This window comes from Planomicrobium sp. CPCC 101079 (assembly GCF_007859275.1).
Taxonomy (GTDB): Bacteria; Bacillota; Bacilli; order Bacillales_A; family Planococcaceae; genus Planococcus.
Map to the genome: position 1 here is coordinate 436,715 of NZ_VOHC01000021.1, position 26,969 is coordinate 463,683.

At 40.7% G+C, this 26,969-nt stretch carries 23 protein-coding genes; 7 read left to right on the plus strand and 16 right to left on the minus strand.

What is annotated here, in order from left to right:
- Window positions 1–119: 119 nt before the first annotated feature.
- From FQV28_RS10125 to FQV28_RS10155, 7 genes are all read right to left on the minus strand, one after another.
- Window positions 120–1,499, minus strand: a complete 1,380-nt coding sequence (locus FQV28_RS10125; protein ID WP_146496133.1) for a phenylacetate--CoA ligase family protein — start codon at window positions 1,497–1,499, stop codon at window positions 120–122.
- A gap of 85 nt (window positions 1,500–1,584) precedes the next feature.
- Window positions 1,585–3,453 carry a polysaccharide biosynthesis protein gene (locus FQV28_RS10130; protein WP_146496135.1) on the minus strand — a complete coding sequence of 623 codons (1,869 nt, stop codon included), beginning with the start codon at window positions 3,451–3,453 and terminating at the stop codon, window positions 1,585–1,587.
- Window positions 3,454–3,490: 37 nt separating this feature from the next.
- The gene (locus tag FQV28_RS10135) at window positions 3,491–4,186 is read right to left on the minus strand and encodes a CpsD/CapB family tyrosine-protein kinase (RefSeq protein ID WP_146496137.1); all 696 of its coding nucleotides are present in this window, start codon (window positions 4,184–4,186) and stop codon (window positions 3,491–3,493) included.
- Window positions 4,128–4,916 (minus strand): YveK family protein, encoded by a 789-nt coding sequence (locus FQV28_RS10140; RefSeq protein WP_146496139.1) that lies wholly within the window; start codon window positions 4,914–4,916, stop codon window positions 4,128–4,130. Before FQV28_RS10140 ends, FQV28_RS10135 begins: the two co-directional genes overlap by 59 nt.
- Window positions 4,917–5,375, minus strand: coding sequence for a DUF4870 domain-containing protein (locus FQV28_RS10145; protein WP_186763833.1), 459 nt, complete (start codon window positions 5,373–5,375; stop codon window positions 4,917–4,919).
- Between the two features lie 159 nt (window positions 5,376–5,534).
- Entirely contained in the window at window positions 5,535–6,230 is a 696-nt protein-coding gene (locus tag FQV28_RS10150; RefSeq protein ID WP_146496141.1) for a response regulator transcription factor, read from the minus strand.
- Between the two features lie 22 nt (window positions 6,231–6,252).
- Window positions 6,253–9,474 carry an ATP-binding protein gene (locus tag FQV28_RS10155; RefSeq protein ID WP_186763834.1) on the minus strand — a complete coding sequence of 1,074 codons (3,222 nt, stop codon included), beginning with the start codon at window positions 9,472–9,474 and terminating at the stop codon, window positions 6,253–6,255.
- 425 nt (window positions 9,475–9,899) lie between these two features.
- On the opposite strand from FQV28_RS10155, the gene FQV28_RS10160 reads away from it, so the two are divergent.
- Window positions 9,900–10,823, plus strand: coding sequence for an LCP family glycopolymer transferase (locus tag FQV28_RS10160; RefSeq protein WP_255472876.1), 924 nt, complete (start codon window positions 9,900–9,902; stop codon window positions 10,821–10,823).
- 170 nt (window positions 10,824–10,993) lie between these two features.
- Complete coding sequence (locus FQV28_RS10165; protein ID WP_146496145.1) at window positions 10,994–11,752, plus strand: NRDE family protein; 759 nt, start codon at window positions 10,994–10,996, stop codon at window positions 11,750–11,752.
- 44 nt (window positions 11,753–11,796) lie between these two features.
- Here FQV28_RS10165 and FQV28_RS10170 read toward each other — a convergent pair whose 3' ends face one another.
- Window positions 11,797–12,282, minus strand: coding sequence for an SRPBCC family protein (locus FQV28_RS10170; RefSeq protein ID WP_146496146.1), 486 nt, complete (start codon window positions 12,280–12,282; stop codon window positions 11,797–11,799).
- 112 nt (window positions 12,283–12,394) lie between these two features.
- On the opposite strand from FQV28_RS10170, the gene uvsE reads away from it, so the two are divergent.
- Window positions 12,395–13,267: a UV DNA damage repair endonuclease UvsE gene (gene uvsE, locus FQV28_RS10175; RefSeq protein WP_146496148.1), complete on the plus strand. Its 873-nt coding sequence runs from the start codon at window positions 12,395–12,397 to the stop codon at window positions 13,265–13,267.
- Window positions 13,268–13,411: 144 nt separating this feature from the next.
- Here uvsE and FQV28_RS10180 read toward each other — a convergent pair whose 3' ends face one another.
- On the minus strand, window positions 13,412–13,909 hold the full coding sequence (locus tag FQV28_RS10180) for a sigma-70 family RNA polymerase sigma factor (protein ID WP_146496150.1): 498 nt from the start codon (window positions 13,907–13,909) through the stop codon (window positions 13,412–13,414).
- 236 nt (window positions 13,910–14,145) lie between these two features.
- On the opposite strand from FQV28_RS10180, the gene FQV28_RS10185 reads away from it, so the two are divergent.
- A complete protein-coding gene (locus FQV28_RS10185) occupies window positions 14,146–14,604 on the plus strand; it encodes a competence protein ComK (RefSeq protein WP_146496152.1) in 459 nt (152 codons plus the stop codon).
- A 70-nt stretch (window positions 14,605–14,674) separates the two neighbouring features.
- On the opposite strand, the gene FQV28_RS10190 is transcribed toward FQV28_RS10185, so the two are convergent.
- On the minus strand, window positions 14,675–15,190 hold the full coding sequence (locus FQV28_RS10190) for a GyrI-like domain-containing protein (protein WP_255472887.1): 516 nt from the start codon (window positions 15,188–15,190) through the stop codon (window positions 14,675–14,677).
- A 249-nt stretch (window positions 15,191–15,439) separates the two neighbouring features.
- Here FQV28_RS10190 and FQV28_RS10195 point away from each other — a divergent pair, with 249 nt between their 5' ends.
- Window positions 15,440–16,258, plus strand: coding sequence for a TetR/AcrR family transcriptional regulator (locus tag FQV28_RS10195; protein ID WP_146496156.1), 819 nt, complete (start codon window positions 15,440–15,442; stop codon window positions 16,256–16,258).
- Between the two features lie 14 nt (window positions 16,259–16,272).
- A complete protein-coding gene (locus FQV28_RS10200; RefSeq protein WP_146496157.1) occupies window positions 16,273–19,458 on the plus strand; it encodes an efflux RND transporter permease subunit in 3,186 nt (1,061 codons plus the stop codon).
- 623 nt (window positions 19,459–20,081) lie between these two features.
- Here the strand turns inward: FQV28_RS10200 and FQV28_RS10205 are convergent.
- The 5 genes from FQV28_RS10205 to FQV28_RS10225 all read right to left on the minus strand — a co-directional run bounded on the left by FQV28_RS10205 (window position 20,082) and on the right by FQV28_RS10225 (window position 24,722).
- Window positions 20,082–20,957, minus strand: coding sequence for a DUF1028 domain-containing protein (locus FQV28_RS10205; protein WP_146496159.1), 876 nt, complete (start codon window positions 20,955–20,957; stop codon window positions 20,082–20,084).
- A complete protein-coding gene (locus FQV28_RS10210; protein ID WP_146496161.1) occupies window positions 20,954–22,030 on the minus strand; it encodes a M42 family metallopeptidase in 1,077 nt (358 codons plus the stop codon). The genes FQV28_RS10205 and FQV28_RS10210 overlap by 4 nt, the downstream gene beginning before the upstream one ends.
- Before the next feature lie 220 nt (window positions 22,031–22,250).
- Window positions 22,251–22,715 (minus strand): Lrp/AsnC family transcriptional regulator, encoded by a 465-nt coding sequence (locus FQV28_RS19215; protein ID WP_186763835.1) that lies wholly within the window; start codon window positions 22,713–22,715, stop codon window positions 22,251–22,253.
- Window positions 22,716–22,851: 136 nt separating this feature from the next.
- Window positions 22,852–23,118, minus strand: a complete 267-nt coding sequence (locus FQV28_RS10220) for a DUF2188 domain-containing protein (protein ID WP_146496165.1) — start codon at window positions 23,116–23,118, stop codon at window positions 22,852–22,854.
- A 131-nt stretch (window positions 23,119–23,249) separates the two neighbouring features.
- Entirely contained in the window at window positions 23,250–24,722 is a 1,473-nt protein-coding gene (locus FQV28_RS10225) for a glycosyltransferase (protein WP_186763836.1), read from the minus strand.
- Between the two features lie 186 nt (window positions 24,723–24,908).
- Between FQV28_RS10225 and FQV28_RS10230 the strand changes: the two genes are divergently transcribed.
- On the plus strand, window positions 24,909–25,655 hold the full coding sequence (locus tag FQV28_RS10230; RefSeq protein WP_146496169.1) for a WecB/TagA/CpsF family glycosyltransferase: 747 nt from the start codon (window positions 24,909–24,911) through the stop codon (window positions 25,653–25,655).
- A gap of 168 nt (window positions 25,656–25,823) precedes the next feature.
- Here the strand turns inward: FQV28_RS10230 and FQV28_RS10235 are convergent, their stop codons facing one another.
- On the minus strand, window positions 25,824–26,930 hold the full coding sequence (locus tag FQV28_RS10235) for a CDP-glycerol glycerophosphotransferase family protein (RefSeq protein WP_146496208.1): 1,107 nt from the start codon (window positions 26,928–26,930) through the stop codon (window positions 25,824–25,826).
- Window positions 26,931–26,969 lie beyond the last annotated feature (39 nt).

Below are 26,969 nucleotides of genomic sequence, written 5' to 3' on the forward strand. Positions count from 1 at the left end.
TTTTAACCTAGTGAATTTAACTTTATGAGAAGACTGATTACTTATCTTAATTTTCAGAAAATAGAAATCAGGTTTTATAACTTCTGCAATAAATCCGCGAACATGGTAAATGCCTATCACTAACAAAGATACTTTCTACTCGCCACATTGTTTACAACCAAGTGAAAATCTTTTTCTGTTAGATATGGAATTTCGTCAACAATACGAATATTGAAAGTCATATCTCTTCCGAAAAGATATTCCATGGTGTTATGTATCGATTCAGTAATAGCATTTGTATAATTTTCTGTTCCTTCAATAAGCACATCAATTGATTCCTCTGAATTTTGTATAAACTGAATTTTGTTTATCCCTTCAGGGAAATTGCTCCAGATCCTAGAGAAGTATATTGAAGTGAGCTTTCCGTTGCTTTTTGATTGAAGATACTCAGGAACACTGGTATTAATGTATTCGATAACTGGGTGTATTGAGCCGCACTCACATTTTGTCTGATTCTTTATTAGCTTTAATTCGTCTCCAATGTTATAGCGAATAAGTGGTGTACCTTGAGTAGTGAAACAAGTAACAATCATATCTCCTTCTACTGAAGACTCTAATACTCCGGAAAATAGATTATAATGCAGTTTTCCTTTAACGCATTCCGAGATAAGGGGCACACCTTCCGACGAAAAATATTGATCACGGATGGGACATCCGAAAGCTTCTTCAATTTCCCTTCGGTGGTGCGAATAGAGTTTTTCGTAAACAGTAAAGATAGCAATAGGCTTAAATGATAGAATGACTTTGTTTTTGTTGATATATTTAGCAATTTCGAAAAGAGCTGAGGGTAGACCATCGATAAAGTCGGGCTTGTACTCCTCCAAGTCCGAAACAAATAATTCAGCATTTTGTTCTGAACAGTAATGGGCTGAATACAGTCTTTGCTTCATATAAAAGTTATTTCTCCACAGCAAATTTTTTTGCTGTTTCGTAGGGATGAGCCATCTCGAACTAAATGAAGCACGTTTCATTTCCAAATTAATAGCACCGTGCTGTTTTCTGAAAAAATCACGAAGTGCTATTCTTTTTTGAATATCCTCTTTAGTAAAAAGAAATTTAAGTGGTTTACCCGTTTTATTAGATGCCAAAATCCTAATTATTGAACTTCTATGATTCGTATGGATAAAATTAATGTTTTTCTCTAATGTTTCTTTATCAAGAACTGGCAGCTTTTTTAGATCTTCTATTGTTTGTATTTCTGCTATATCAATTCCTTTATAGAATTCTTTATAAAAAGGACTATTATTTACAGCATGCTGAATAAGTTTGCGCAGTTCCTTCTCTTGGTACTTGCGAACCTCTTCTTCCTTTAAATGATTTTTATTGGCAAGTTCAATTAAATGGGAATAATAAACATCGCCGTACACATTTTTTGTCTTTCTATAACCCTCAAGACTAAGTAATATATTTTGTAAAAAAACAGGAGCTTTTTCATATACTCGTCTCTGCAAGTTATGCATCCACATATCCTCCTAATTGGATTTCGATTACATCAAGTGAGTATAATTAGAGATATCTCTCTCTTTCAGTAGAAATTTGTTTGTTTTATATCCTGTGTAACTCTCCTTCTTGTTTCCAATTCTTCTGCCATCTTTCTTTTTCCATTTCAGTTCTTTTGACTTTTCTATTGGCTAAACTGAGTAATTTCTCTTTTATTTCTTTCTCGGACATATATGGAAGATCTTTCAGAACCATATTCATTTCCCCAATACTGATTGGGGTTGATTTTCCAATATAAATCTTCGGAAATATTTTTTCGGATTGAATTTCGCTCGCATCAAGAAGTTCTTCATACATTTTTTCTCCAGGGCGCATACCGGTAAATTGAATTTTAATCTCTCTTTCTTCATAACCAGAAAGTTTGATCATATTACGAGCCAAATCGACAATTTTGACTGGCTCCCCCATGTCCAATACAAATACTTCTCCTCCATTGGCAAGCAGCCCCGCTTGAATTACTAATCGAGAAGCCTCTGGAATTGTCATAAAATAACGAGTCATTTCTGGATCTGTCACCGTTACTGGGCCGCCTTTTGCAATTTGCTCTTTAAACAGAGGGACTACGCTTCCTCTGGAACCAAGAACGTTGCCAAATCGAACAGCCGCAAATGTCGTTTTGCTTGATGTCGCTAAGTTTTGAATAATCATTTCAGCAAAGCGTTTTGAAGCACCCATAATATTTGGTGGATTGACTGCTTTATCAGTTGATATCATGACGAAATTTCCTACATTATATTTATGTGCAGCTTCTGCAACATTTTTTGTTCCAAATATATTGTTTTTAACAGCTTCAAATGGATTGGCTTCCATAAGCGGAACATGTTTATGTGCAGCTGCATGATAAATAATATCTGGTCTATGCTCTTCTATTATTTTAAAAATACGTTCGCGGTCTTGAATGTCAGCAATTATAGGTACAATTTCTGTACCATTCAACAATTTTCCGCGCAGCTCCTTATCGATTGTGTATATAGAATTTTCTCCGTGCCCCAGTAATAGAATTCTCGCTGGTTTCAATACAGATATTTGCCGGCATAATTCTGAACCTATAGACCCGCCAGCACCAGTAACCATGATTGTTTTATTTGCTAGTTTCTCTTCTACTTTTGCCATATCCAGTTTTACTTCTTCACGGCCAAGCAAATCCTCAATTTTGACGTCTCGAATATCATTAACAGTGATTTTTCCAGATATCAGGTCTTCGAGGCGAGGTATTGTCTGTGTTTTGACGCCCGTATCAATACAAACTCTAGTTAGTTCGGCCATTTCTTTTTTGGATAAAGATGGAATTGCTATTACGATTTCTTCAATGTGGTACTGAAGTACAAGATCCGAAATATTCTTCATTGTTCCCACTACTTCAATACCATAAATCTCTAATTGCCATTTTCTCTTATCATCATCTACAAAAACCACAGGGTTCTTTCCCCAAAGTGGATTTTGCTTCATTTGTTGAGCGATCATTCTCCCTGCTTGCCCTGCTCCGATAATCATTGTTCTGCTGGACTGAATGTTTTTTCGTTTGATTGAGCTCTCATTAAAAACTCTTAAGGATAGTCTGGAAGCCCCGAGCAGCAAAATAAGCAGCATCCAAGTTAATAGCAAAGTTCTCAGATATAAAACTTCTGAATAAACATATTGCATAACAAGGGCAACAAATAAAGTAAGCGTAACTGCTTTGGCAATTGACTTTACCTCTTCGACTGAAGCATAAGACCAATATTTTCGATATAAACCATAATGCCAAGCAAAAGAATGATGGGCAATGAAAAGAGTAATGGTACTTATTAAAAGCATTCGATCCCTTAACACATTCTCAAAGGGATATAAAAATAACGCACAAGCATAAATCGAAGAAAGAATGATCAACGAATCAATGATAAATAATGACATAATCCTCTTTCTAATAGTCAATTGAATTACCCCTTCTCATTCTTCAATTTAGAAAGTTTCAACTCTCATAACTTTGATAGTATTCACTGTTTTTATTTTTCGGATAATTATTCAGCACGACTCCCAGGATAAAAGCTTTTGCTGTAGCCAAAGCATCCCGTGCTTTAGTTACGCTTTCTTTTTCTGTCTTTCCTGTATTAACGATTAATACCGTTCCGTCGCATTTGTTTGCTAAAATTTTCGCATCGGTTACCGCTAGAATTGGCGGTGAGTCAAATATAATAAGGTCATATTTCTCCCTAAGTTCATCAATCAGTCTATTCATCGCTTCTGAATCAAGAAGCTCTGCTGGATTTGATGGAATCTGGCCGCTCATCAAAAGGTCTAACCCGCGGATCCCGCTTTTCTTTATTGCGTCTTGCAGGCTCCCTTTATTTAAAAGCAGGTTTGACAAACCTACTTTATTGCTCATCCGAAATGTATGGTGTAAAGTCGGACGTCTCATATCGGCATCAACCAGCAGTACTTTTTTTCCTGATTCTGCATAGACAATTGCAATGTTTCCGGAAGTGGTTGACTTTCCTTCTTCTTTTGAAGCTGATGTGAAAAGCAATGTTTTCATATCAGCGCTTGGAAGCGAAAAATTGATATTGCTGCGAATAGTACGGTATTGTTCAGTTACGATTGAATTAGGATTAGTACGAGCCACCAATTTTCGAGTTGCTAATGGCTTGTTTTTTTTCGATTTCAACATGGTCCTTCATCCCCTTTTCATTATTTAACGTAGTGGTTTTTCTCACTGCTTTTTCTGCTTTAGAAGAACTGACAACTCCGAGTACGTGAAGGCCGATAATCTCTTCAATATCTTCCTCTGTGCGAACTGTTGTATTCATTTGATCTAGTAAAATAACAAGCCCTAAGCCGAACATAAACCCAACAACCGCACCAATTGCCATATTCAATAAAGGATCGGGTTTAATAGGCTTTGGAACAGCAGGTATTTCTGCAGGAGCCAGGATTCTGACATTATCTGTATTCATTAGATTTTTAATTTCTTCTTGGAAAACAGACGCTATAGTATTGGAAATGACAACAGCATTTTCCATAGACCCGTCTTCAACATCAATTTGAAGAACTTGAGATTTTTCTGTACTGCTGACTGTAATTCGCTCGTTCAATGTGGCCACAGTATCTTCAAGCTTTAGTTCTTCAATAACTGCCGTAAGAATCACTGGACTTTTAATAATGACGTTATACGTACTAATCAATTGAATATTCGACTCAATATCTAAAGCTTGTCCTTCTGTTGCTGCACCTGCGGCCTGATTAACAAGAATTTGAGTGGAAGCTTGATAAACCGGCTGAAGGAACTTGTAGCTTAAGACACCACTTAACACTGTGCACAATAAGGTTATAACGATTATTATTGGGAGCCTTTTCTTTAATTTGCTAAAAAAATCTTTAGTATTGAACGAACCTTCCATTTAATTCACCTCAAGTTTCTTTTTATTTACTTTTCTTTGAAATTGCTTTTCAGCAAAGTTTCCGACGTAAAGAATCTTCGAATATTTTCCTTCATAGGCATTCAACATCATGATAATCCAGAGCACTAAACCAATAGGCAAAAGGATAGCTTCGAACAACCAGCCCACAATCGGTACCATTCCCGAAACTGTAAACAAGGCGAAAAAAATAAGCGATACGAAAATGGATTGTGTTGCATGGAATCTGACAAAGCGATTTTCCTTTTCAAATAACAGAATGATGATACCTGTTATAAAGCCAAACAAATATGTTAGAGATCCAGTGATGTTTTCCGACAAACCTAATGAAGTTCCTTGAGAGTTTGTAGTATTCAATTCTTCAGTTCTTTTAAATACAGTTTGTTTTTCTAAACTGCCAAGGTTTTTTTTCTCTGGTATTTTAATATGATTTCCAACCATTTTTACTTCCTCCTTTTCAAAAATCATTTGATCTAATGCTAAGGTGTTGAGGTTAAAAAGAAGTTAAATTATTTAAATAGTTAGAATTATTATTTTCCGGACAAAAAAAGTCTCTTCCTTTCTGTCATTCTTGACAGAAAGGAAGAGACTTTTCAGCTTTTAGCTGAATGAAAATTTATAACCGAAGCCACGTACAGTTTGTATATAGATTGGATTCGATGGATCCTTTTCTACCTTGCGCCTTAAATTGCTTATGTGCACTTTCACTGTTTGCATATCTCCATCTGAATAATAACCCCAAACCCGATCGTATAGTTGTTCTGCCGTCCACACACGGTTAGGTGTTTGAGCAAGAAGCAACAGCAATTGAAATTCTTTATGGTATAACCTTACAGGCTTTCCATCGATGTAAAGCTCTCTTGCATCAATATGGATATGCATATCTTTGAATTCCAGCACGGAAAGTTTCTCTTCTTCCCCGTTTGTCCAGCCATTTCGTCTCAGTATGGCTCTTATGCGAGCCTCCAGTTCATTGAAATCAAATGGCTTTGTAATATAATCATCTCCACCCACTTCAAGCCCTTGAATCTTATATGTCAGCTCTTTCCTATAGCTGACAAAAAGAATGGGCAGCTTTGTTTGCAGACGTATTTGCTCGCACACTTCAAGTCCGTTCATTCCCGGCATTTCTATATCAAGTAAAACTAGATCCGGCGTTTCTTTAGCCAATATTTCCAACGCTTTATAACCATCTTCCGCTTCAATTGCCCGATACCCCTTTTTCACCAGAAACAACCGGATCAATTCACGGATTCCATCTTCATCTTCAATAATTAATACAGTAGCGGTTTTCATAAGCTTTCCTCCAATTCTCGCATTAAAAATTTAATGGCAAGGCAATGTAGAAAATGCTGCCTTTTCCTATTTCACTTTCAGCCCAGATTTCACCTTTGTGGGAAAGGATGATTTCTTTCGCAATCGCCAGTCCGAGCCCGCTGCCTTTATAGTCGGAAGAATCGCCCTTTTTGAAGAAACGGTCAAAAATATGAGGAAGTACTTCTTCGTCGATGCCACAGCCCGTATCAGCTACTTTTATGATCACTTCTGCATCAAACCCTTCATGCTCCAGCACAGCCCCTTCTTTTCCTGACGAAAAAATTTCTGCTGATATGGTAATCTTGCCGTCTTCAGAATCAGTATGTTTTACAGCATTCCAAAGAACGTTCGAAAAAACTTGGTCAACGCGGTCTACATCAATAGATAGCATTAAATCATTTTGCCAACTATTGCGTTCTTTCTTGATATGTTCAAAGAAACGACCGCTTTGCTTAACATCCGATTCCATCCCTTGAATGAGGCGTTCTAGCCAATCGCCAAGCCGGACTTGTTGAAACCGCAACGTCATATTCCCAGTTTTATACTTTCCAAGTTCCACCAGATCTTCTGTTAGACGCTCTAAAAGCAGCAGTTTATTGTGAATCATGTCCAAATAGCGCGGGTTTTTTTCGTCAATCAGACTTTCCTTAACCGCTTGGATATAGCTGTGGATCAGTGTGATCGGTGTTCCAAGTTCATGTGATATCGTTGAAAGCATTTCATTTCTTGCCTTTTCAATTTCTTGGATTTCATCATTAACTGTCACCAAATTCATATTGGTAATTTCAAGCGCCATCGTCCGCTCTTTGACATTTCGCTCAAGAAAGTAATTGAGGTTGGTGATTTCTTGAGTTAGGCTTCTCAAATTCGCGAGTGTTTCAATGCGCAAAAGAAATTCTTCTTTGTCGCATGGCTTGATCAAATAATCGTTTGCTCCAGCAGTAAATGCATTTGTCTTTTCCTGTAATCCTGTTTTATCGGATAACATCAATATCGGCAGTTCCGTCAATGTATATTTCATACGTATTTGCCGGCACAGCTCATCTCCGTCCATATCTGCCAAAGACCCATCCAGAACGATCAAGTCCATCTGCTCATCTTCCAATAGCTGAAGCACATCTTTTCCTTCTGCTGCCGAAGAGACTTTATAGCCAGCTTGAATCAATTGGTAAGTCAGCATTTGCCGGTTAACTTCGTCGTTCTCAACGACTAAAATGCGAATATGCCTTTTTCCGCTTTTCCGGTTGACTAACGTGTTCGCTAGCTGGGAAGCTGTCAATTCCTCGATAAAAGGCTCTTTAACCGGCTTCGTCTCTTCTATATTTTCTTCGATATATAATGGCAACGTAAAACTGAAAGTTGAACCGACTCCGACTTCTGATTCAACATCCAGCCAGCCCCCTTGTAATTCCACAAGGCGTTTTGTAATATTTAATCCGATTCCAAACCCTTCAATTTCCTCTTCACTGCCGTTTGTTTCTTTATGAAAAGGTTCAAACAAATGTGAAAGCCGGTCTTCTTGAATTCCCGTCCCGGTATCTCTCACTGAAATTTCCACTTGTTTTCCAATTTTTTTTGCAGAAATGGTAATTTCCCCAGCCGAAGTGTATTTGATCGAATTTCCAATCAGGTTATAGAAAATTTGTTCAACCCGTTCGGGGTCTGCGATGACTTTCGGCAACTCTGCAGGAATTGTATGGTAAAGCTGGATTTCTTCATTTTTTACAAGCGGTCCACAAACAGCAAGTACATTGTCGGCAACTTTTTTTAATTCGACCGGCTCTGCATGAATATTCAAGTTGTTTTGCTTTAACTTTGAAAAGTCTAAAATATCATTGATCATATGCGCCAATTTTTTGCCGCTTGAAACAATCATGCCTAATTGGCTATTTATAGCAGGCGGCAAGCGTCCTGCTGTAACCTCCTGCAGCGATTCGGCAATGCCAATCATTCCATAAAGCGGTGTACGCAATCCATGAGAAGTAAAAGCCAACAACTCATCTTTTCGTTCAGTCGCATGCTTCAACGACTCCATTGCGAGGCGTTGCCGCTCAGTCGCTTTTCGTTCTCGCTCAATTTGTTCTCTCTCTTTTACGTAGGCCTTGTCATTCAATCCAAAAGCAAAAAGCAGAATTCCTGCAAGAACTGCTAAATTAGATCCCAACTGGTTTCTTATTATCAAAGGAAAAATTCCAACTGTCATAAAAATAGAAATTCCAATGCCAATTATCAATAAAATAGAAGCGACTGCAAAATAACGGGCATACACAATACCACTCTTCCAAAGTACGGAAGACAAAGCTAAAACTGTAAAGGCCGAAGCCAGCAAGGAAATCGGCAATAGCAGGCGGACCGCTTCATAAGAGAAAAATAGGATGAATAGAAGCACCCAGTTTATGGCGATCAAGAGATGAAAGAATTTTATTGATTTAGGCAATCGGCGCTGGGTATCTAAAAAGCTTTTGGTCAGAAGCAAAATGGCAATGCTGCTCATTCCTATAAAAAATAATGTGGAATGGCGGCTCCACCAAGTCCATTCCGGCCAAATATAAGAAAAATTAAGTCCAGCCATAGAAGTTACGGTAAAAAACATCGACAGGACGAAAAAGACAAAGTAAAAATAGCTGCTTTCCCGATGCTTTAGAAATTGCATAAAATAATAAAACAAAATACCAACACCAATTCCGCTGAATAATCCAATTAATAAAGTCATATTGCGGGTATGTTCTTCAAAAGCTGTTTGCTCCCATATAGTGAGCGGAAGTTGAAGCGGTCCTGATGATTGGACACGCAAGTAAAAAGTTTCAGTAGCAGTTGAATCAGAATTCAAATTGAATGCGAAGTTATTATGAAAATGTTCCCTGGCGTCTATTGAAGTTTCGCGTCCGGCTTTTTCAGCATCATAGCCACCAGACATATTTGGCGAGTAAAGAACCGCACTGTCAATTGACGGTTCACTTAATTCAAGCAACCAACTTTTGCCCGGCGCTTTGTTTTGCACCTCAAGTTTTACCCAATAAGCTGAAGAGGTATAACCCTCATTGAGGATCTGGTTTTCAGTCGGGAAAAATTGCAGATCTAAAGTCAATTGGGTTACTTCTTCGATTGTGAACTTTCCTTCAGGATCTTCCAAAATATTAATTTCCCCGTTGACTTTCAATCGTTCCGTGTTTTCTTGAAGCTGCAGCAATTCTTCTCCTGCCCCAACACCAGTATTTTTCATCCCTGTTCCGCCAAAAAACAATAAAACAAAAAAGATAAAAAGAAATTTTACTATTGTCGGGAAATTGCGATAGAAAACGGGCATATGTATACACCTCTACTATTCAAAATTCTGTAAAACAAAAAATTAAGCATGATTAGGCCTTACTGGAATAGCCTTTTTAATTTTAAAAATTTAAAAAACAATAATTTTCAAAAACAACTAGGCATTAAAACCTAAATAATTTAAATCAAGTGGGTTAATAGATTTATTGAAATCATATCATTTATCATAGAATATTTAAACATTTTTATATCTGAAAATTCAATTAAATATATTGACCTATTAATTAGAAGCATTTAGTATAAAGAAAATACAATAGAAGGTTCACACTACCTATAATTTCCTAACGTATGCTTTTATGGACCTAGAAAGGACTGAAATAATTGAAAAAAAGGAATCTACAAAACCCTAAAAGAAGATTGATACGAGGGGCGAGTTGGGCTATAGCACTCACTCTTATTGCCGCAGCCGCTTATTTGTTCTTTTTGGTTCCGGATGCCACCAGCACCCTAAATGAAATCCACGAGCCAATTGCCAGGGAGGTATCCGTTAAGCGTCCTGAAAAAGTTGTTTTGAAAGAGAAGCCCCCCATCTCTTTCTTGCTTCTTGGAGTAGATGAACGCGAAGATGATCGAGGAAGGTCCGATACTATGATTGTCTTAACTTTGAACCCGAAAGAACATTCTATAAAAATGGTCAGCATCCCGAGAGACACTTATACAGAAATTGTAGGTTACGGAATACAGGATAAAATCAATCATGCCTATGCTTTTGGAGGAGTGATGATGTCAATGGAATCGGTAGAAAACTTATTAGATATCCCTATCGATTATGCTGTGCAGGTGAATATGGAAGGGTTCCAGGACATTGTTGATGCAGTAGGCGGGGTAACCGTCGACAGCCCGATTGCTTTCGAGGATTTTAAGGCAGGAGAACAAACCATTAATGGCGAGCAAGCATTGCGCTACGTGAAGATGAGAAAGCAAGATCCAAATGGAGATTTCGGTCGACAAGACCGGCAAAAACAAGTAATTAAAAGCATAATGGAAAAAACAGCTTCAGCAAACACCTTGGTCAATTACAAAAAAATTTTTAATGCGTTGGGAGACAACGTCAAAATGAGCATCAGTTTCGGTGAATTGATGGATATTCAAAAAAACTACCGGGGTACGATTCAAACTATCGATCAAATTCATTTTGAAAAAGGCACAGGCGTAACCATCGATAATATTTGGTATTACAAAATGAATCCGCATGAGCTTGAATCCGTTCAACGAAAATTAAAAGAACATCTGGAAATAAAGTAATTAAAACTTATCTATCAAAAAAAGAGCAGGGAAAATTGATGCCTGTTCTTTTTTTGCCATTCCTTCATTCACTTTCCCTACTAACAGGAATTCCTTTAGGTTCAGCTTTTCTAAATTCTGTCCACATTTCTTTCCCTGCTATATAATTACGGAAAAAGGAGGTTCACTTTATGTGTTTGATTAATTTTCAATTCCAGAAGCATCCCAAATACAAACTGGTTGTGGCGGCTAACCGGGATGAATTCTATGGCCGTCCTACAGAATCTGCGCATTTTTGGGAAGACACCCCTTCCATATTGGCAGGCCGGGATTTAGAGCAAGGCGGCACATGGCTAGGAGTCGACAAAACAGGAAAGTTTGCCGCTCTAACGAATTTTCGTGACCCTTCTAAACCGGAAGCCGGCAAAATTTCAAGAGGGGCTTTGGTAAGGGATTATCTTGCGGGGACCCAGTCGCCCACTGATTTTTTGGCTGCAATCAATCCTACTGACTATACCGGATTTAATTTATTGGTCGGTGATGCTGACCGTTTGTTTTATTATAATAATATTCAACCAGCCGTTACCGAAATTGCACCAGGAACGTATGGCCTTAGCAACCATCTGCTCGATACACCATGGCCCAAGGTAATCAAAGGCAAAAAGTACCTGTATGACTACCTTTCTTCTCACGAAGAAGTGGAACTCGATTCTCTTTTCAACATACTGGCAAATTCAGAGCAAGCTTCTGATTCAGAGTTGCCACGTACGGGAATCGGCTTGGAATTCGAAAGAAAGCTATCGGCAATGTTTATCAAAACCCCTGACTATGGCACGCGTTCTGCTTCTGTCGTATTGGTTGACTATGACGGCACCATTACTTTTGCAGAGAAGACATTCAAAAATGGCGAACAGAATGATGAGCAAATCTTTAATTTTAAAGTAAAATAAATCCATCCCTTCATCAAGAAAGGATGGATTTATTTATAAAATATTTAATCGAACGTAACACCCATGCTGTCTACCAGCCGCTTGTATTCTGGATATTCGCGCTCCCACTCTTTTTCGCGCTCGATTGCTTGTTTATCTAAAAGCGCTTGGATCACATCCAGACAGACATGCCACCCGGCTAAATCACGAGCTGTATGAGGAGTAAACCGGCTGATGAATTCAATCAGCCAAAGTTTTGTACCGCCGCCTTCCTCTTCAAGTTCAAAACGCACCTCATCTTCCCCCCACTCGAACGCCAATGTTTTGCCCTCTTGATAGTCCGTAATGGTCATGTTGTCAAATGTGCCGTCGCCCATATTGAACGAAAGAAATCCGCCTTTTTCTAACTTTTCCACCCTCAGCTCAGGAAACCATAACTGCAATTTTTCATTGTCTGTGAGCATTGTCCATACCTGTTCTGCATTTTGTTCAAACTGCCGCTGAAAAGTTGCTGAATAGCCATATTCTACCTGGATAATTTCTGCTCGCATCGCATCCATTCCTCCTTAAGGTATTTCTCTTTTACATTATACAGGAAAGATCTGTCGAGGAGGAATGCAGGCTGCTTGAGATGGGTATAGCATAACGAAGGAGTTGAACATCATGAGACTTGGCTATGCCTGCATGAATACTGAACTGAAAACCGTTTTTAAAACTTTGCGGCTTGCAACTGCGCAAGCGGAAGGAACGGGAAAAATAAAAGAATTAACCTTAAAAAATATGGAAACCACACTTGAAGTTGTTAAATGGAACATCGAAAATGATATATTATTTTACCGTGCATCAAGCACAATTGTTCCATTATCAACCCATCCGGTGAACGATTGGGTATGGTGGGAAGATCCAGACTTTCTGGCGCTGGCGGACAAAATCCGTGCGCTGGTGGAAACCCACCAGATGAGAGTATCTGTCCATCCAGGCCAGTATACGGTGTTAAATGCCCAAAAGCCGGAAGTGCTGGAAAAATCGATTGAGGATCTTGAGTACCACGACAAACTGATCCGGCTGCTTGGAGGAAATGACATCATTGTGCATACAGGCGGCGCTTATGGCGACAAAGAAGCCGCAAAAAAACGTTTTGCAGAAAATTATTTAAAGTTGTCCGATAGCTTGCGAAGAAGAATTCGGCTCGAAAATGACGACAAAACGTTTACTGTTCGGGACGTCCTTGATGTCAGTAAAATGTGCGGTGTTCCCATTTGTTTGGACATCCACCATCACAACGTTAAAAACGATGGAGAGCCAATTGATTTTGATGAAATTTTGGCAACCTGGAAAGGATTCGGCACCCCCAAAATACACATTAGTACTGGCAAGGAAGGATTTACCGATTTGCGCCATCACGATTTAGTTTCAGCAGAGGACTTCGAACAGCTGCTCTTAGTATTAAAAGGAACGGACGCGGATATCATGTTTGAAGCAAAACTGAAAGAACAAGCGGTGCTCCCTTTTGTCCGTAAATTGTTGAACAAATAAAAAGCGGCTGCCTGATTGGGCAGCCGCTTTTTATTTGTTGAGGAACTCTACTATCGATGACTGTGAGAGTATGGCTGGCTATAACAAGCAGCATGAAAACAGCGCCTTCTCCTTGTCGGTCCGCTGCCAGTTTCCATAACGGCATTACACTCTAAAGATATCCGCTTTATCTTTTGGCAATTGCCTTCTCACTTTTTTTAATAAACGCTCTCTCCGTTTTTTCATGCCAGCCAAAGACAACGAGTAAAGAACAGCCTGTTCCGATAGGCTTCTGCCTTCTACAAATAACACCTCCAATAATTTACGTTCTTCTGCAGTCAACGTGATACGATCAAGCCATTCAGGCAATTCATCAGTCCAGCGGGAATCTATCAGTTCTTCGAAATTTTCGTTTTCCACTACAGTAACCTGGGATGTGAAACGAGCTTCGTGTTTCAACTCGTCAAGTATGGCTCCGTAAATACTCCTATAAGCAAAAGGTGTGAAATTCCCTTTCGTATCATTGAATCTGTTGTAAGCTTGCCATAACCCCACCTTACCCGCTTGCCGATACACCTCAAAATCGCGATAAATATGAAGTTTACGGATAATAGCAGAAATCATGGGCGTATACTGTTCCAACACTTTCTCAAAATGATCCACTTTTTTTCCTTCTGAACGTTCGTTTTATTCCCGGGTTTGTTCAATATAAAATACCTCAATTGAATATGCCAATTGCTTTTTGTGCTATTTGGTCTAGTAAAAATCCCTTTTAAACCCACTAAACGGGTAATATAATCTATTTATTTGTAAATAAATATCCTATTTCAAAAAAATTCGTTGATTTAGAATAGTTCAAATGATACACTTTTCTAGAATAAAGAAAGGGGAGCAATTTATTGAAGCAATCAGATGAAAGATTAATTGATCGGTCTGTGTTATTTGTAGTGTCTTCTTTTGAGAACGGCTGCAAGTCGAAAATTGTTACAAAAAATGGCGTGTATTATTCTTCTTACTCTGCTCTTACGCTTATGAACAAAGCATGCATGCTTTATGCATCGACCTATGAAGGGCGCGTAAAAGCTACACGGCACAATCTTCACCAATACAAAAAGACCACTCTTTTGATTTCGGAAGATGGAGTAGCGGCATATCCCACTAAGTCTCCGACTCATCCTGAATGCGTATGGATTTTCAATCAAGATTATCGAATGGAATCGCTCACCTCAACCAAGACTCGTCTCATCTATGATCAATACCAAGTGGCAGCAGAAGTGAATGTTTCTATGCATACTTTGCAAAAACAACGGACGCGGATGTATGAAATGCTGTATTATTACATGAGAGTCCGAGGTTAGAATAAATCTTAAAAAAAGACACCTCTCTATAGGCTGGCTAATGCCAGCCTATAGAGAGGTGTCTTTGCTATTATGCTGCGTCATCACGCAGCAACAAGTAGGAAATTCGGATTTCCCACTTATTCGGATCAGGTTCTGTGTCCGGATTTGTCAAATAGCTTTCAAATCGGCCATTCCAAATCTCGATCTCGCCTTCCCAGCGCTTGTCCAGCTCCAATTCTTCTTTTTTCGCCCATATCTCTAATTCGTTAAGCGATTTTGCCAAATGATCTGGATGCCCCTGATGCACTGCCGTAACGTACGATCCGCCTGGAATCATACTCGAAAGGATCTGTTCATCTCCTGCTATGGGCCGCTCGACTGGAATTCCCACTTCTAAATGATACGCTTCCTTTTCATTGCCTATGATCCAATACCTGTAAAACAGCGGCCCGGCAGGTTCGACTCCCCTTTTCTCAAGCCAATCAACCAGTTCTTCTGCAAGTTCGATCACTTTGCCCCACTCCAGAAGCGTTGCCTGAATTGCAATACCCAAATAAGGAGTTTCAAGCAGTTCTTCTACAAATGGCTCACTGATATACCTCATCACCAACACGCATTCCCCCTTTCTCTTCTGCTTTAATGGATTTTGCTGCTTTATAAAATCAATACCCCAAACAGTTTTCCATTACGCCTAACTGATAAATCTAAGCCTACACCCACTTCTATTTCGCAGCCATAATATTGACATATTAAAAAGCGTTATACAAATTGACAGTAGTCCTCTAAAAGCTTTAATCTAAGGCAGTGACCAAGTGGTTACTTTTTATGACCAATCGGTTTCGAGGAGGATGAAATGGATAAAAGAAGAGAATTGATGAAACAAGCGGTGCATTTTTTTTCAATGAAAGGCTTTCATCAGACGTCTGTTCAAGAAATTGCACAAGCTTCCGGCATCTCTAAAGGAGCGTTTTACAAACATTTTGATTCAAAAGAAAGCTTGTTTATCGAAATTATCAAGCAGCACCATGAGGAAATTATTTCTGAAACATCCGCGATACATTTCTTGGAACACTTAGATCCGCTGGAAGTGTTCAATCGGAAAATAGCAATTGAAATTGAAAGGGTCTTAGATAATCATGAATTTTTCCTTATGGTCTTCAAAGATTTTCCGCCCAGCGAAAGTGAACAAATAGCGGCTCTTTTCCAAGAACTTCAAACGTCTGCAATGGCTTCTCACAAAAAAAGCATACTTGAAGCATTTGGATCTAAAGTGGAGCCCTTCCTGCTTGACTTGGCCACTGTGCTCGGCGGTATGCTGCGGGAATATTTCATAACATTGATTTTTGAAAGCAAACAAGTGTCTCCAATAAAATTGAGTGCTTTTATTACTGGGAGCATCCATGCAATTGTTCAGCAATTGGATGAGCTGGACCCGGTACTTTCAGAAGAACAGACATTTATTGACCAGCGAAATGAACTTTTAAAAGGCATTGAAGACAAGATACAAAGACTATCTTCAGAAAATGACAGGCTTTTGCCATCCTTTGAGTTGCTAAAAAAAGAACTTGGCAAAAAGGAACCAAAAATCTTTTTGGTTGAAGCCTTGCTTGTTTATTTGAAACAAGAACAGCAATTGGAACATGATGTCAATCGCTTAGAAAAGCTGATATAGAAGGAGTGTAAGACTTGAAAAAAATCATTGATTTTTCCTTGAAAAATAAGTTCGCCATATGGATATTGACCATAATGGTTGTAGTGGCTGGTCTTTACGCCGGATTGACGATGAAACAAGAATCGATTCCAAACATCACCATCCCCGCCGTCACTGTCATCACTACATATCCTGGAGCAGCACCAGATGAAATTGCTGAAGAAGTAACGATTCCATTAGAACAGAGAGTCCAAAACTTGAATGGCGTGGATTTGGTGACCTCTTCTTCAATGGCCAACGCTTCCACGCTTCAAATCCAGTTTACATTTGATACCGATATGGATGAAGCCACGCGTGAAGTGGAAGCTGCGCTTGCTGAAGTTTCACTTCCTGAAGCGGCAAATGAGCCGCAAGTATCGCGGATCAGTTTGGATGCCTTTCCTGTTCTTGCGCTAAGCATCAGTAATCCTGATCGTTCTTCCGAAGAATTGACGAAGCTGGTTGAAGACAATATCCTTCCAGAACTTGAAGGAGTTGAAGGTTTATCGGAAGCGCAAGTATCCGGCCAGCGCATCCAAAAAGTCACTATGGCATTTGATGACGATAAGTTAGCTCAATACGGATTGACGCAAGAAACGATCCAACAGATGATTCAAGGTTCAAACGTCTCATTCCCGCTTGGATTGACTGACTTTGATGGTGAATTGAAAAATCTAGTCATTGACGGCAATATTTCAACTATCGAGGACTTGGAAAATATACAAATTCCGGCTGTTCCTCAGGCTGAAACTCCAGCTAGCGGGGCAATGCCAGCTCCTGGTGCAGATATTGCTTCTGCTTCAACACAACCTGTTAATGGGACTGTTCAAAATCCAGCTGCTACAACTCCCGCGGCCGCTGCACCAACTGAAGTTCCAACAGTCTCATTAAGTGAACTGGCTACTATCGAATTGGTCAGCGAAGCCGAATCCATTTCCCGCACCAATGGCGAAGAATCAATCGGGGTGCAGATCGTTAAAGCACCAGATGCCAACACAGTAGAAGTGGTTAATGCCGTTAAGGACATTTCAGCAGACCTCGAAGAAGAATACGGGGTTACAATTTCCTCTACTTTCGACCAAGGCGAGCCGATTGAGCAATCGGTCGAAACGATGCTCAGCAAAGCATTGTTCGGTATTTTATTTGCGGTGATCATTATTTTGGTGTTCTTGCGCAGCTTTAAGACGACGATTATTTCCATCATCTCCATTCCATTATCGCTGTTAATCGCGATTTTCTTATTGAACCAAATGGATATTACCTTAAACATCATGACATTAGGCGCGTTAACTGTAGCAATCGGACGGGTTATCGATGATTCGATTGTTGTCATTGAAAATATCTATCGCCGCATGGCTCTGCCAGGAGAAAAATTGCGAGGAAAAGAATTGATCCGAGAAGCGACACGGGAAATGTTTGTCCCGATTTTCTCGTCTACTGTCGTGACAATTGCGGTGTTCTTGCCGCTTGCGCTCGTCAGCGGGCAAATCGGTGAGTTGTTCTTGCCATTTGCTCTCGCAGTGGTATTTGCACTTTCGGCCTCCCTGCTTGTAGCGGTAACCATCGTACCGATGCTTGCCCATTCAATGTACGGCAAGCAGCTTCAAAACCTATCGGCACAGAAAAATAAAAACCACGAAGAAAAACCAGGGAAAATGGCCAATGGCTATAAACGTATCCTGGAATGGACATTGAACCATAAAATCATCACTTTTGGCGGAGCTGCCGTTCTTTTAGCAGCAAGCTTCTTCCTTGTTCCTATTATTGGGGTTAGTTTCTTGCCGGAAGAAGAACAAAAAATGGTTATGGCGACATATAGCCCGGAACCAGGCCAAACACGCCAAGATGTTGAACAGATTGCCCAGGATGCAGAAGAACTGGTCGATGCTCGGGAAGGCGTCACCTCTTATCAATATTCTATCGGCAGCAGCGGCAACTCGATGGCTGCCATGGGAGGAGGAGGCGACAATTCCGCACTTTTCTTTATCGAGTACGACAGCGAGTTTGAAAACTTCAGCGATGAAGGCGGCAAACTGATTGAAAAACTGAACAACGAAACAGGTGCCGGCGAATGGCAGACGATGGACTTTGCTTCTACGGGATCTTCAGGGCTTGAATTATATGTCTATGGAAACAATGTAGAAGACATCCAGTCGGCTATTGACGATATTCAGCCTTTGATGGAAGAAGACAAAGGCCTTGAGAAAGTAGAATCGAGCCTCTCTGAAGCTTATGATCAATATACATTAGTCGCGGATCAAGAAACGCTGGGGCATGCCGGGCTGACATCTGCGCAAATCGGCATGGCATTAAGCAACGCCGGGGAAGCACCGGTTCTAACAACTGTTAAACACGAAGGCAAAGACGTCAACGTTTATGTGGAAGTTGAAGAGACAGAATACAGTGGAATTGATGATGTGACGGACGTCGAAGTTCCAACGGCTTTAGGATTTATGGTTTCCATCGGCGATTTGATGGAAGTTGAAGAAGGTAAATCGCCGGATACCATCAACCGAAGAGACGGCAAAATGTACGCTTCTTTATCCGCTGAAGTGATCGGAAATAATGCGGCAGAAATTTCGGCCAATCTTGACGAAAAAGTAAGCGAATTGGACTTGCCGAGCGGCGTGACAATCGATCACGGCGGTGTTACCGAACAAATCAATGAATCGTTTACACAGCTTGGCCTTGCCATGCTTGCGGCGATTGCCATCGTTTACTTCGTGCTCGTCGTAACTTTCGGCGGTGCCCTTGCGCCATTGGCCATTTTATTCTCGCTGCCATTTACAGTGATTGGGGTGCTTGTAGCGCTCTGGATTTCAAATGAGCCATTAAGCGTCAACGCATTGATTGGTGTCTTGATGTTAATTGGGATTGTGGTAACAAATGCAATCGTATTGATCGACCGCGTTATCCATAAAGAAAAAGAAGGTTTCACAACACGCGAAGCGCTTCTTGAAGCAGGTTCTACACGTCTGCGTCCTATCTTAATGACAGCACTTGCTACAGTCGGCGCGTTGATCCCTCTCGCAATTGGCGCAGAAGGCGGCGGTTTGATTTCAAAAGGACTTGGCATTACGGTAATCGGCGGTTTGATCAGTTCAACATTGCTGACGCTTGTTATTGTACCGATCGTATATGAAGTATTCTCCAAGTTCCGGAGAAAAGCAGCAAATCAATAGATAACGAAACAGCACTCTCTTATGAGAGTGCTGTTTTCAGCTTGTTGAGAAAGTTAATGGTATATGAGCGAGCATTTCTTAACCGATATTTCGCCAACCAGCTGCGCTTGCCGCGGGCGAGCGCCAAGCCTCCTCAGCCGCTTCGCGTCTTGCGGGGTCTCGGCTGTCTCGCTATCCCGCAGGCGTCTCCGCCGCTTGGCTCCCTACCGGGAGAGCAGGAAATACCACCAGCGAATTCGCCCAAAAAATCATGAGTGTAGAGCATCTCCAAAGCGAATGAAAAGAAGTGACATGCAGCTTCGTCGCAAACAAGTTGGGCGAAGGCAGTTCGACCAACTTGTTTGCGACGAAGCTAGCGCAGCGATGCAGAGACAGGAGCACAAGGTTTTCGCAGCGAGCGAGGAGGCTTAGGCCGCACCCCGTGGAAAGCGTCCATGTGAAAAGAGCAACAAGAGTTTCTCGAAAGCCTGGTAACAGCACTCTCTTATGAGAGTGCTGTTTTTTAGTTGGGCATGCTTTGTTATGTTCAAAATACATACCAGTAAAAGGCATATACATCATGTGTATTAAAGCGCATCCCAGCGGCAGCAAAAAAGCCCCTCCCAATGAGCGGCTTTACAGCATTATTTTTTTCTCAAAAACTCCAGTACTAATACATCGACTTGGGATTCTTCCGACCAGCGATCGTCAAAATTCTCACCAAGCGCAAAAGCTTTGAACGCTTCTTTTACTTCACCTTCATATTCAAGTTGATCCGCCGTATTCAAGAAGCCAAGCTGCACTAGCTTACTCTTGATTTCTTCAAAGACTTCCCCTTCTATTTCTACAACTTCCTCGGTTGGCATATTGTAAATCTTGTGGAGTTCATACAGCCGCCGCAGTTCTTCGATCGGCTCCGGATGGTCATCGACACGCAAGTCGACTTTGACGTCATTGTAGCCGCCATAACCCGCTCCTTCTTGCAAGACGTAAATTGCCGCTGATTGTTTGCCGCGGCTATCGCCTCCAGCATTTTGTGCCGCAGAAAGTGCATTAAGCAGTCGCTCTGTAAGCGTCCCTTTCGTTTGTTCGAACGTTTCACTCATGGCGGTCACCGTTTCTTCACTGACCAAGATATTGCCTTGGCTTGAATGGTGTTTACCGACCTTATGGCCCGCCCAGTCAAAGCATTCTTCTCCTGTAAAAGCGCTTGCTTCACCTTTATGGTTGATGATGGCCACTTGGCGCAAATTTTTTCCCGGGTCATCCTCCACAAGCTTTGAAATGGCTTCTTCAGGCGACAGCCCTTTTTCTAATAGCTCCAAGCCTCTCGGACCATAATTTGTATTTGCCCATGATTGAGTTGCAACTGCTCCAACATTGGCTTTGGCCCAAGGCACAACAGAACCAACTGCTAAAAATTTCGATTGGACCGCAACACCCACTTCTCCAGTATTCGGGTCTGCCCCGACGATGGAAAATGTCGCAACCAATTGGTCTTTTTTTACTGTTCGGGTCATTTTGCTTCCTCCAAATCCAGTTTCACTCGGTAATCCGCCGCATACTTCATGTCTTTAATAAATGCCACTAATAGCTGCCTTGTCGCTTCTACATCATTCAAGTCAACCACTTCAATCGAGGAATGCGCATAACGGGACGGTATAGACAAAACCCCCGCTGGTATGCCATGCTGAGCGACGCTCAACTCGCCCGCATCCGTCCCGATTCCTGGAAACACTTCCAATTGGTAAGCCAATCCTTGTTCTTTCGCTACTTTCACCAAATGGTTTTTCACTTTCTTATTGGCAATCAAACTGAAATCAATAACTTTGATCCCGACTCCTGCACCTAGCTCTAAAGTTTTGTCCATCATTTCCTCGGGTGTGTCACTGACGGCTGTCGTATCGAGCGCGATTGCAACATCACCATCGAACTGATGGGCAGCTACACGCGCTCCGCGCAAGCCTACTTCTTCTTGCACCGTGAAGATAGCGGTTACTTCTCCTGCAAAATCGGCTGGATCAAGATCCTCAAGCGCCTTTACCAAAATTGCACATCCTGCCCGGTCATCAAATGCTTTGCCGGCAATACGTGTTTCCGTCAAAAAGTCGAAATGCGGGAACCAAGAAATCGAGTCGCCGATTTCGATGCCTAACTCCATAACTTCCTCCCGGCTTGCAGCTCCGACATCAATATACAAGTTCCGATGGATTCGCACTTTTGCAGGATCATCAAATTTCACCATATGCGCGGAAATTGTTCCAATTACTCCTGTCCGCAGCCCCGTTGCTGTTTTTATTTGCACACGCTGGGAGAGCAGAATCCGGTCATCATGCCCCCCTAATTTCTCAAAACGGATCAACCCGTTTTCCTCAATCTTTTTTACGATAAAGCCGACTTCGTCCATATGGGCAGCGACAATAATTCTTGGACCGGGTTTTTGCCCTTTTTTGATGGCAATCAAGTTTCCGGCATTATCGATTTCGATTGAATCCACTTGCCCCTTCAAGCGGTTGGCGATGTATATGGCAACTTCGTCTTCATAACCGCATGGCCCATGTATCGACGTTAATCTTTCTAATAATTCTTTCACAAAAACCCTCCTAATATAGTAATGAAATTGACTTTTTTTGTTTTTTAAAGTAAAAAATATCTATATTATTACTTTTATGCAACCTACTTACCCTTAAACTATACCGAAGGAATTTTTAGAAATCAATTAAATTTTCAAAATACATAATCTATTGAACAAAAAAAGCAGCACATTTATTAACAATAAATGCGCTAGAACATGTATGGAATTTTCCCTGCTATTAGCGGATAAAATTGAATTTGTTCTTGAAGATCTTTAATTCTAAAATACTATTCATTCGGAGAATGCCAGTTATGCCGCTAAGCTTTCCTTCGATAAATCCACCAAGCTCTTCTTGGGAACTAACACAAACTTCTAACAAGATTTGATATTCGCCAGTTGTCAATGACACAAAACGCACCTCATCGAGTTCAACCAACTCATTAATGCATTGCTGGATTTTTTGCTGCTCGGCAACAATTTGAACAACGGCCATGGTATTTAATCCGACTTTCATGGGACTCACTACACCCACTATCGACAAGACTCCGGTTTCCCGTAAGCTTGAAACACGCAGCCTGACCGTTCTTTCTGCAACACCGATCCTAGTGGCAATCTCTTTGAATGTCATCCGTCCATCATCTTGCAAAAACGATAAAATCTTTAAATCCAATTCATCAATTCCTTCAACCTGTTCTCCCGTCATGCCAATCTCCCCCCACATTCCTTGCTGTTTCCATATGTTAAAAAAAGAATAGCACAACTTTAGATAGTTACAAAAGAATTTTAAAGAAAGAAAAACCCGGAGAAGAGAACTATCTCTCCTTCCGGGCTCGCACATCTCATTCTTCCTGGTAATTCTCCTGTGTTTCAATCTGGCCGTCTTCGTCATGCAGAATTGCCATTGTTCCTGCTTCTTGAGCTTGTCTTTTAGCTTCTTCCGCAGCTTCAGATTTCGAATCATGGGTGGATATTGGATCGTCTTCCCCTTCTTTTTTCACTGCCCAGCTGCCTTCATAAGGGACTGCATGGAATCTGGCGTTTTCAGTGCCTGCACGGTCTTCAAAATACTGGTCGCGTTCTTCGTTGCCATTATTGTTGTCTGCCATCAGAAAGCCTCCTCTATTGAGTATAGGTTCACCTAGCGAAACATCTTACAATCTGTCTTTACCCAATCTTCAAAAAATAATGCACCTATAACCCAAATGGAAAAACCGCTCTCAGAGAGCGGTTTCTATGATTACTGCTGCTCTAATAAGCGGCCCCATTTTTCGATGGTACTGGACAAGTAATAGTCGTTTGATAGTTTTACTTCTGTAATCGGATTTTCAATCATTTTGATGATTGTATCCGCCAACAAATCAATATTGTCTTTTTCAATGATATAGCCGTTTTCTCCGTCCGTCAGAAGATCTTTCGGGCCATACTTGAAGTCATACGATATAACAGGGCATCCATAATGGAGACTTTCCATAATGACCAGTCCAAATCCTTCATAATGGCTTGATATTACAGAAGCGATGGCATTTCGGAAAACACTTTGAATATTGTCGGTCCTGCCCATCATCTTCACATTTTCCCCGAGCCCCAGTTCATCGATAAGCTGTGAAACATCTCCCGTCTCTTTTCCGTCTCCGTAAATTTCCATCCAGTAGTCCGGATATTTTTCAGCCACTTGGCTAAAGGCACGGACAATATGGTGGACTTGTTTTTGCGGAACGATTCTGCCGATAAAGACAAATTTTTTCTCAGGCTTTCGAGAAGCAAAATCCACCGTTTCCGCATCATCCATGCTATGCGGGATGACAGTCATTCTGGCGGGATCAATCCCCAAATCCAGTAAATCACTCAGTTGTTCACGGGTTAAGACAATTATTTTATCCGCTTTGTCTGCATGCTCGATCAAATACTGATAGGTCTTGGCAATTGTTCCTGTGACATTATGGGAATTATGCAAAATGAAGTATTTTTTTGTAGCGATACTGCAGTTCAGCAAAGACTGGTCCAAGATTCTTGCATCGCAGAATGTCACACCCCCGGCTTGCAGGATATGGTCAAAAGCATAACGGAAAAAATCTTTTTCATCTTTTAAAGCGATAATAGTGTTGTTATGCAGGAGATGCCCGCGCCATATGGAATTTTCATCTTCTCCAGTATGGCTGAAAGAAAGATAGATTTTGCCTTGATCGTCATAAAAAATTTCTTCGATTTTATTTAAAGTATTAGGCTTGTACATTATCTTTCTATGGCATAGTCCAAAATCGTTATATTCATAACGGATTCTCCGCTGCGAAGAACCAGGCACGATAATGTCATCAAATTTCAATTTTCCCGTTGTTTGATCATAGGTTCTCAAACGCACAAATTGGCCGTTCTTATAATATTTATATGTATGGTTTTTTTCATTTGGCCGGACATTATAACCTGGAATTTCAATCGGATGCTCCACTATTTCGTTATTTTTGTAGTTTCTGCCGGAAAAATAGTCATATACGTTTTCAAACCCTATCTTTTCATTGGCATAGCCTTTTTCATAATAATGGTCGTAAATATTATTATAATTCGCATTGTAATTGGTGGTCACTAGAGTAAATTCCAGGCCGAAATGTTCGTTCAAATTCTTGGTCCTCTGAATCAACGCTTTAGTCCTGCCTCCAAATTCCGCACGCAAAATGGATGTAACTACATAGTTCATCTTGTTTTCAGTAACCATTTCCACCATCCCCTTCTTGTAAATCCTTATTTAAAACCTGTAATTTGCTAGTTTGCTTCAAAGTTCATCGAAATATTTTATAAGCAGTACAAAACTTAGTTCTAAGTTTTCTTATTGCATCTTGATAAAGCAATGTTGGAAAGCTATAATTTTGGTTCATGCCAGTCTTTTAGGAGGTGAGATTTTTTGGCCCACAAAAAATTAACTATTGTCGGCATACCGATCGACAATTTAAAAAGAGAAGAATTTCTCAAGCTTGTTTACCAGGAGCTTGACCAAAAACAGAAAAACGTCTTCATTGTTACCGCAAACCCTGAAATCATTATGAATGCAAAAAATTCTCCTTCTTATCGGGAAGCCCTTTTACAAGCAGATTACATCATTCCAGACGGTTCTGGAGTGATAAAAGCTTCTAATATACTGGGCAAACCGCTTCAGGAAAAAATTACAGGCTATGACCTTGTCCATACGTTCTTGGCATATGCGAGTGAAAACCGGAAATCCGTTTATTTTTTCGGTGCAAAAGAAGGAATCGCTGTTGAGGCAATCAATCGAGCGAAAGAGCTTTATCCGAATCTGCTAGTCGCTGGAACAAAGCACGGCTATGCAGGATTAACGCAAAATGTCGCTGAAGAAATCGCCTCTACAAATCCTGATTTTGTTTTCGTTGGCCTTGGTGCTCCCTTGCAGGAAAAATGGATCACTTCTTATCGGCATTTATTTCCTCATTCAGTGTTAATGGGTGTCGGAGGCAGTTTTGATGTATTGTCTGGCAATGTGAAAAGAGCACCAAAATTTTGGCTCGACCGGAATTTGGAATGGTTCCATCGTTTGATCACACAACCGACTCGAGGAAAACGGATGTTGAAATTGCCAATTTTCGTAGCTGAAGTCTACAGGCAAAAATGGACATCCCAACACAGAAGTAAATAAAGCGCTGCATTTATAAGCCGAAAAAAGAATCATCTTCTAAATTCCGTTTTAAAGATGATTTTCGCCAAAAGCCGAAATCTATGCAATCGCCCCTTTTTATTCAACATATAGCTAAAAAATCCTGAAAGCATCCGCTTGGTGCTTTCGGGATTTTTTTCTTCAGAAACTTTACGACTTTAGAAAGGCTTCGACGACCCGTTTGGTTGCTTGGCCATCTTCTAGTGATGAAAATTTTTCTTTAAAAGCGTTGGAACGCGGCGGCGATTGAATCAATTGGCGAATTGCCTGGAACAATTCCTCTTCCGTTTGTGCAATCGGACCTGGCGCCTCTTGTTCGATATCTATGTAAAATCCCCGCAGCGTATCCCGATACTTTTCCAAATCATACATAAAGAATATTACCGGGCGATTCAATATTGCATAATCAAAGAAAACAGAAGAGTAGTCTGTAATCATCAAATCCGAGATCAAGTAGAGGTCCCGGATATCGGGGTAAGAGGAAACATCATAAACCATTCCGTCATATGCGGAAAAGTCAAAGTTCTCAACAACCAAATAATGCATACGCGATAACATTACCCATTCATCACCAAATTCCTGTTGCCACTTTTCCATATCAAATTGGAATTTGAATTTGTATTTTCCTCGCTGATAAAATTCATCATCCCGCCACGTTGGTGCATAGAGCATGACTTTCTTTTCGGCAGGAATTCCTAACTTTTCTTTTAAGCTGCGAATGAGGCTTTCGGATGGAAGAGCCAACACGTCATTTCGTGGATATCCTGATTCAATGACTTTGCCGCGAAAAGCAAACGCGCGCGTCAGAATTTCCGTCGCGTATGGATTCGGCGATACAAGATAGTCCCATTTCCGGGTTTCAGCGATAAAATTCTTTTTGTAGGTATCTGTCTGCGTCCCCGGCATATGGACTTCTTCAATATCAACACCCAATTTTTTTAAAGGGGTACCGTGCCAAGTTTGGACATAAACCGTATCTTTCGGCTTTGGCATCCAACCGGGCAGCCGGACATTATTAACCCAATACTTGGCTCGAGGGAAAGTTTTAAACCAGTCCCACGTGTATCGGATAACGTAAGGGACATTCAGGTCGATAAACATCTGTTCAGCAGACGGATCGATGCTCCATAGCAATTCATAATCTTTATGGTTTTCCTTCATATACTCATAAATCGCACGGGGGTTGTCGCTATACTGCTTGGCATGGAAACTTTCAAACATTACCAATTTCTGTTTACGCGGCAACTGGCTCATCATGGCGAAAAGCATTCGCCGTTTATTTTGTTTGTTAGCTTT